Genomic DNA, 6379 nt, shown 5'->3' with positions numbered 1-6379 from the left:
ATCGAGAAGGCCAGGAACGCCGGCACGACCATGATGACCGGCGCCAGCAGGTAGAGCACCTTGTCCACGGTCCGCGGGAAGATGTCCTCCTTCAGCCCCATCTTGATCGCATCCGCCACGGACTGCAGGATGCCGAACCTGCCGGCCCGGTTGGGGCCGTAGCGGTGCTGCATCCGCGAGATCAGCTTGCGCTCGAACCAGACGCCGAAGACCACGCTCAGGGACAGGAAGACGAACAGCATCACGGCCTTGACGATCGTGATCCACAGAGGGTCCTTGCCGAAGTCGGCCAGGGTGGGATCGGCCTGCACGGTGAGCATCATGAGCGGCGATGCTAGGCGGAGAGACGATCCACGTCTTGAACAAGTGCGAACAGCTGTTTCGGCGTCAGCGCCGTCATCGCCCGCACCTCGCGGCTGAGATGCGACTGGTCGGCGTACCCGCACGCGACCGCCGCGCTCAGCGTCGCCCCGGGCCGCCGCAGCACCTCCATGGCCCGCTGGAACCGGGCGACCCGCGCGACCGTCTTGGGCGACAACCCCACCACCCGGCGGAACCCCAGCTCCAGATAGCGCCGGCTGACACCCAGCTCAGCGGCCAGGGACGTGACGGTGAGCCCTTCGGCCGGTGCCTGCAGCCGCCGCCAGGCGTACATGATCAGCGCGTCGTCGTCGGCCGGACGTGCCCACGCCGTCAGCGTCTCTTCCAGCACCGCGAAGCGCCCCTGCCAGGACGGGGCGGCGGCGAGCCGCTCGGCCAGCTCCTTCGCCCGCGCCCCTTCCAGGCGAACGGCCGTGTCGGCGAGCTCACGCATAGGGGTGCCCAGCAAGGCCGACATGCCGGCCGGCGTGAGCCCGACGGCCACCCCGTCGTACCAGCCCACCTCGCCCGCGGGGGACGCCACGCTGCGCGGGCCGGTGAGGACCGCGGGCAGGCCGGTGCAGTCGATGATCAGCGTGGCCGCGTTGAGCGGCAACATCCTGCTGGGTGGCGGCGCCGTCGCCGAGACGCGGTGGCTCGCCCAGCCCAGCACGTACGGCCGCAGATGCGGCGGCGCCGTACGAGCGACCATCCGCAAAGGCTTCGCCCGCGCCTCCGCCGGCAGCGAATGGACCGCCATCGAACCCCCGATCGAGAGAGGCTGACCTGTCGCGATCACTCTAAGCCGCGTGCCCGCCTTCGACACCTGGAAGGACCGGTACGGCGCAGGCGCCCGCGCATGTCGTCCCCCGTCCATGCGCGAGCGCCTCGCTCATCGATGAGCGTCGGTATGCGCCGGGTCTGTCGCTAGTTGAAGCAGTCCTGCTTGTGGAGCGCGATGCCGTACTCGGTGACCTTGCCGCGCGAGACGGTGAAGCTGTAGTACGCCTTCTTGTTGCCCGGGACCGCGGTCACGTAGTAGCCCTGGAAGTTCTTCTTGACCCGCGGGTACGCCGCCTTCAGCTGCTTGGCCGTGGAACCGATCTTGATGCCCTGCGGCGTCTTCATGCCCTTCGCGGCGAAAATGGCCGCCAGCCCCACCCGCGGCGAGATGTAGACGCCCACCGAGTTCTTCGGCGTCCTGAACTGCTTGAGATCCCAGCCGGAGCAGCCGGAGCCGCCCGACAGCTTCTTGACCACGCCCCCCGTCGCCTGAGCCTGCTTGGCCGTCATGCCGAGCTTGACGGCACCGTACCCGTGCGGCCCCAGCGTCGGCGCCTTCACCTCCGCCACCGCCGCGGTGGCACCGGAGACCAGCAGCGAACCGGCGAGGAGCGAAGCCCCGATCATCGTCTTCATCATGCTTGCTTGGATGCCGCCACATCGGCGAAGGTTCTCCGCGCGATCAACTTTCTGAATGTCAGCTTTCACGGGCGGGTGGCTTTGAGGAAGAGGTCCACGAGGGCGTCCGCGTAGTCGGGGGTCAGGGGGCCTGAGCGGTAGATCCAGCGCTGGAAGAGCGGGGCATACAGGAGTTCGAGGGCCACGTCCAGGTCGAGGTCGGCGGCGAGCTGGCCGGCCTGCTGGGCGCTGCGCAGCCGGGCCTTCTTGACCTCGTCCACCGGGGCGGCCAGGCGTTCGCGGTACTGCGCCGCGAGGCCGGGGTCGTTGATGATCTCCGTGGTGAGCGCCCTGATCGGGCCTTCGAACGCCGGGTCGGCGAACTCCGCCGCCGTGGCCCGCATCACCGTCTTCAGGTCGGCCTCGATGTCGCCGGTGTCGGGCAGCGCCATGCCGCCCCCGTCCACCTCGCTCAAGGCGAGGAACGCGTCGAAGATCACCGCGCCCTTGGAACGCCACCAGCGGTAGATCGTCTGCTTGCCGACGCCGGCCCGGGCGGCGATGGCCTCGATGGAGACCTTGGCGTAACCCACCTCGGAGACCAGCTCGCGGGCGGCGTCGAGGATCGCCTGACGGGAGCGCTCACTGCGGCGTGAAGGGTCGGGGTGCTTGGGCATGCGAGGCAGCATAGCATCCAAACGAGACGAGACGGTCCGTCTTGACAGTGGTGCGTGTGAGCCTCATAGTTGAGGCATCTCGAAGCGAGACGGGCCGTCTCGTCTCGCAGTTGCTGATCAAGGAGTGCATTTTGACCCGAGTATGGTTCATCACCGGTGCGTCGCGGGGCCTCGGACGGGCGTTCACCGAGGCGGCGCTGGCCGCCGGAGACCGTGTCGTCGCCGCCGCACGGAACCTGGAGCCGCTGGCGGAGCTGGCCGACAAGCACCCCGGCGCTCTCGTACGGCTGCCGCTCGACGTGACCGACCGCGCGGCCGTGTTCAAGGGCGTGGAACAAGCCGTGGCCGCCTTCGGCCGGCTCGACGTCGTGCTCAACAACGCGGGCGGTCTGCTGCTCGGAATGGTGGAGGAGGCCACGGAGGAGCAGCTCAGAGCCCATTTCGACGTCAACTTCTTCGGCGCCGTCTGGGTCACCCAGGCCGTCGTGCCGCACCTGCGCGCCCAGGGCTCCGGCCACCTCCTCCAAGTCACCTCGATGGGCGCGAGCGGCGGCTTCGCCTCGACCGGCATGTACGCGGCGGGCAAGGCCGCGCTCAACTCGGTGAGCGAGGCGGTGGCCATGGAGGTCGAGCCGTTCGGCATCAAGGTCACCATCCTGCAGATGGGCGGCTACGACACCGGCCTGTTCACGGTCGGCACGACCATGACCGAGCCCGATCCGCTCTATGCGAAGCTGCGCGCCCAGCTCGCGGAGATGTGGGGCGACGAGGCCGGCCCCGACCCGAGCACCGCCGTGCCCGCCGTCATGGAACTGCTCGACCTGCCCGAGCCGCCGGTGCGGCTCATCGTCGGCGGCGCCTCCTACGACATGGTGCTGCAATTGGAGCAGGCGCGGACCGAGCAATACCGGGCCTGGGAACGACTCAGCCGCCTCGCCCCCGGATGAAACTATTCGGCGGGCCCGTACGTACCAATAAATAAGTGGCACGGCCGTCGGGCCCGCCGTTAGTGTCATTCACGAACGCAAGAGGGGTCGCCCCCTCCGTCGATCAGCGACAAGGAAAGGCCAGCCATGCTTCTCGCAGCCGCCGCACTCGGGCAGGAACGGCGCCGCTATCGCCGGCTCGCCGCGCTGGGCTGCGCCCTGCTGCGCGAGGCTTCCGGGTAAACCTCGAAGAGGAGCATTCCGGAGGCCGCCAGGTGACCACCAGGCGGCCTTTCCTTTTGCCGATTGACAATTCCACAGTGGAGCACCATGGGCTGATGGTGAAAAGGCATCACACCTGCCTTGCACGCAGGAGCTCGGGTTTCGAGATCCCGTCGGTCCACGTCGCCGCAGAGGCCGAACAGGTAAGGCAGCTGGCTTCCAACCAGCAGGACGGGGTTCGAGTCCCCGCTGCGGCTCCACGCGTCCGTAGCCCAACGGGAGAGGCACCGGTTTCAGGAACCGGATGGTGCGGGTTCGAATCCCGCCGGACGTACCAGGCCCCGTTCGTCCAGTGGTCAGGACACCCGGCTTTCACCCGGGAGATCGCCGGTTCGAATCCGGTACGGGGTACGGCCCCATAGCTCAATGGATCAGAGCGCCGGCCTACGAAGCCGGGTCCGTTGCAGGTTCGAGTCCTGCTGGGGCCACGTCATGCGCGAGCTGGGCACCTGGTGAGCCCACCCGGCTGTAAACCGGACGCTTCGGCTGTGGCGGTTCGACTCCGTCCTCGCGCACCGCCTCTTATAGAGGCTTGGCGCAGTTCGCCGGTGCGGAGGTCGGCCTGCAAAGCCGATTCGCGCGAGTTCGACTCTCGCCTGCGTCTCGAAGAGCACATCCCCAGATACGCCTATCAGCGATATCGTGAGTCCCACTATCGCGACGGCGGCACCGGATACTCGGGCGGCTCGCGTGAGGGAGGCTTCGGCGGTGGAGATGGCGGAGACGGCGGAGACTGAGGGTCCTTCCTCGCAGGGGCGCAAACCCGTATCGGCGGTGGTGCGCGTGGTTCTGGCGGTCGGCCTCTACGCGCTTTTCATCTTGGTGCCGTTCGCCTTGTACAAAGCTGTGGCGCAGGCCAGGGGAGATGCGGAGATGACGGCGCTCTCCGATGCGGTCGGATTCGCTCTGTGCCCTGGCTTGAGCATGCTCGCCCTGGCTTTCGTGGTCGAGCGCGTCTCCTATCGGCTCCGTGATGTCTTCATGCTGCTCATTCCCGGATACGGCCTGATCTGGGTCGGGGTCATCATGTGGCGGCTCGCCTATCTGCCGCATCGCGACTGGCCGGAGAGAGCGCCTCAGCCGAGGTGGTCCGCCCGCGCGAGCAGATAGCGCTGCTCCACCTGGTTCCCGGTCAGGGCGGCGGCCTCGCGATACAGCCGCGCCGCGCCCGCCGCGTCGCCGGTCAGCTGAAGCAGGTGGGCGCGCACCGCGCGTTCGCGCTGCCGGGTCAGCGAGTCCTCGTCCAGCCGGTGCCGGCGGTTGAGGTCGTCGAGCAGCGCCAGCCCGCGCACCGGCCCGTACGCCTGCGCCACCGCCACCACCCGGCTCAGCCGCACCGGCGCGGTCGGGCTGAGCCGTTCGAGCCACAGGTACAGCGCCGCGATCTGCGGCCAGTCCGTCTGCTCCGGCGTCGCGGCAGCGGCGTGCACGGCCGCGATGGCGGCCTGCAACTGGTACGGACCCACCTCCCGCCGAGGCCAGACGGCGTCGATCAGCTCCGTGCCCTCGCGGATCAACCCCGGATCCCACCGCGCCCTGTCCTGCTCCTCCAGCGGCACCAGCTCGCCGTGATCGCCCGTACGCGCGGCGCGCCGCGACTCGGTCAGCAGCATCAACGCGAGCAGCCCGGTCACCTCGGCATCATCCGGCAGGGAGTCACGGAGCATGCGCGCCAGCCGGATCGCCTCGCCCGTGAGATCGACCCGGGCGAGCCGATCACCAGCGGAGACCGTATAGCCCTCGTTGAAGATCAGATAGAGCACCTGCATCACGGCGGCCACCCGGCCGGCGCGGTCGGCGCCGCTCGGTGGGGTGAACCGGGCGCCGGCGCGCGCCAGTTGCTGCTTGGCGCGGCTGATCCGCGTACCCATCGTGGCCTCCGTCATGCCGAAGGCGTGCGCGATCTCCGCGGTGCTCAGCCCGCCCACCGCCCGCAGCGTGAGCGCCACCTGGGAGGTGGCGCTCAGCGCGGGATGGCAGCAGAGCAGCAGCAACGCGAGGCTGTCGTCCGCCTCCTGCGGCGGGTCCGACCGCCGGGACGGCTCCTGCATGGCCAGCTCGGCGACGCCCGCCTCGTGCTCGCGGCGCCGCCTGGCCTGCTCCGAGCGGAGCAGGTCGACCATCCGCCGGTAGCCGATGCGGATGAGCCAGCTGCGCGGATTCTCCGGTACGCCGTCGGCCGCCCAGGTACGGCTCGCGACCAGAAGCGCCTCCTGCACCGCGTCCTCGGCGACGTCGAAGTTCCCGAAACGGCGTACCAGCGCACCCAGGACCTGCGGCGCCTCCGTACGCAGCAGCTGCTCGACCTCGGTCATGCCGCGAAGTCGTCGCCCATGATCGGGCGGATCTCGATCGGCTCGCCCAGCACCTCGACGATCCGCGAGGCGATCTCGACGGCGCGCTCCCGTCCGGCGACGTCGATCACGGCGAAGCTCGCGAGCACCTCCTTGAGCTCGGCGAACGGCCCGTCGGTCGCCACCACGCCGTCCGCGCCCTTGCGCACGGTGGTGCTGACCACCGGGTGGCCGAGCCCTTCGCTGGTGACGAACTCGCCGGTCGCGATCAGCTCCTCCTCGAACTTCTGGTACGCGGCGAACGCGGCGAGCGCCTCCTCCGATGGCGTGCCGGCGGTCGCGGCGTCCCAGGCGGCGGCCGGGGTGTAGCTGAGCAGCAGGTATTTCACGATGTTCCTTCAATTGACGGTTCTTTTCGATACCTCGTCACCGCTACCAG

At 69.1% G+C, this 6379-nt stretch carries 8 protein-coding genes and 7 tRNA genes; 9 read left to right on the top strand and 6 right to left on the bottom strand.

What is annotated here, in order from left to right:
• From AB0K12_RS39440 to AB0K12_RS39425, 4 genes are all read right to left on the bottom strand, one after another.
• Positions 1 to 323: NADH-quinone oxidoreductase subunit H (locus AB0K12_RS39440; protein ID WP_364572743.1), on the bottom strand; the 323-nt coding region annotated here is incomplete at its 3' end.
• Positions 324 to 334: 11 nt separating this feature from the next.
• Positions 335 to 1072 (bottom strand): helix-turn-helix transcriptional regulator, encoded by a 738-nt coding sequence (locus tag AB0K12_RS39435; protein WP_364572741.1) that lies wholly within the window; start codon positions 1070 to 1072, stop codon positions 335 to 337.
• A 215-nt stretch (positions 1073 to 1287) separates the two neighbouring features.
• A complete protein-coding gene (locus AB0K12_RS39430) occupies positions 1288 to 1770 on the bottom strand; it encodes a hypothetical protein (RefSeq protein ID WP_364572739.1) in 483 nt (160 codons plus the stop codon).
• Between the two features lie 77 nt (positions 1771 to 1847).
• A complete protein-coding gene (locus AB0K12_RS39425; RefSeq protein ID WP_364572737.1) occupies positions 1848 to 2438 on the bottom strand; it encodes a TetR/AcrR family transcriptional regulator in 591 nt (196 codons plus the stop codon).
• Positions 2439 to 2569: 131 nt separating this feature from the next.
• Here AB0K12_RS39425 and AB0K12_RS39420 point away from each other — a divergent pair, with 131 nt between their 5' ends.
• The 9 genes from AB0K12_RS39420 (at position 2570) to AB0K12_RS39380 (ending at position 4756) form a co-directional block, all read left to right on the top strand.
• Positions 2570 to 3385 carry an SDR family NAD(P)-dependent oxidoreductase gene (locus AB0K12_RS39420; RefSeq protein ID WP_364572735.1) on the top strand — a complete coding sequence of 272 codons (816 nt, stop codon included), beginning with the start codon at positions 2570 to 2572 and terminating at the stop codon, positions 3383 to 3385.
• 311 nt (positions 3386 to 3696) lie between these two features.
• Positions 3697 to 3767, top strand: a tRNA-Ala gene (locus AB0K12_RS39415).
• Positions 3768 to 3771: 4 nt separating this feature from the next.
• Positions 3772 to 3846: transfer RNA gene (locus tag AB0K12_RS39410), tRNA-Gly, on the top strand.
• Position 3847: 1 nt separating this feature from the next.
• Positions 3848 to 3923 (top strand) — tRNA-Leu (locus AB0K12_RS39405).
• A 1-nt stretch (position 3924) separates the two neighbouring features.
• A tRNA-Glu gene (locus tag AB0K12_RS39400) sits at positions 3925 to 3997 on the top strand.
• A 1-nt stretch (position 3998) separates the two neighbouring features.
• Positions 3999 to 4074, top strand: a tRNA-Arg gene (locus AB0K12_RS39395).
• 6 nt (positions 4075 to 4080) lie between these two features.
• Positions 4081 to 4161, top strand: a tRNA-Tyr gene (locus AB0K12_RS39390).
• 19 nt (positions 4162 to 4180) lie between these two features.
• A tRNA-Cys gene (locus AB0K12_RS39385) sits at positions 4181 to 4250 on the top strand.
• A 104-nt stretch (positions 4251 to 4354) separates the two neighbouring features.
• Positions 4355 to 4756, top strand: a complete 402-nt coding sequence (locus AB0K12_RS39380; RefSeq protein ID WP_364572733.1) for a hypothetical protein — start codon at positions 4355 to 4357, stop codon at positions 4754 to 4756.
• Here AB0K12_RS39380 and AB0K12_RS39375 read toward each other — a convergent pair.
• Both AB0K12_RS39375 and AB0K12_RS39370 read right to left on the bottom strand, forming a co-directional pair.
• Complete coding sequence (locus tag AB0K12_RS39375; RefSeq protein ID WP_364572731.1) at positions 4723 to 5961, bottom strand: sigma-70 family RNA polymerase sigma factor; 1239 nt, start codon at positions 5959 to 5961, stop codon at positions 4723 to 4725. The two genes, AB0K12_RS39380 and AB0K12_RS39375, sit on opposite strands and share 34 nt — an antisense overlap.
• On the bottom strand, positions 5958 to 6329 hold the full coding sequence (locus AB0K12_RS39370; RefSeq protein ID WP_355425091.1) for a YciI family protein: 372 nt from the start codon (positions 6327 to 6329) through the stop codon (positions 5958 to 5960). The genes AB0K12_RS39375 and AB0K12_RS39370 overlap by 4 nt, the downstream gene beginning before the upstream one ends.
• Positions 6330 to 6379 lie beyond the last annotated feature (50 nt).

The sequence above is a fragment of the Nonomuraea sp. NPDC049419 genome, from assembly GCF_040676995.1.
Lineage (GTDB): Bacteria > Actinomycetota > Actinomycetes > Streptosporangiales > Streptosporangiaceae > Nonomuraea > Nonomuraea salmonea.
Note: the sequence above shows the minus strand (reverse complement) of the source record. Positions and strands in the feature narration are given on the sequence as shown.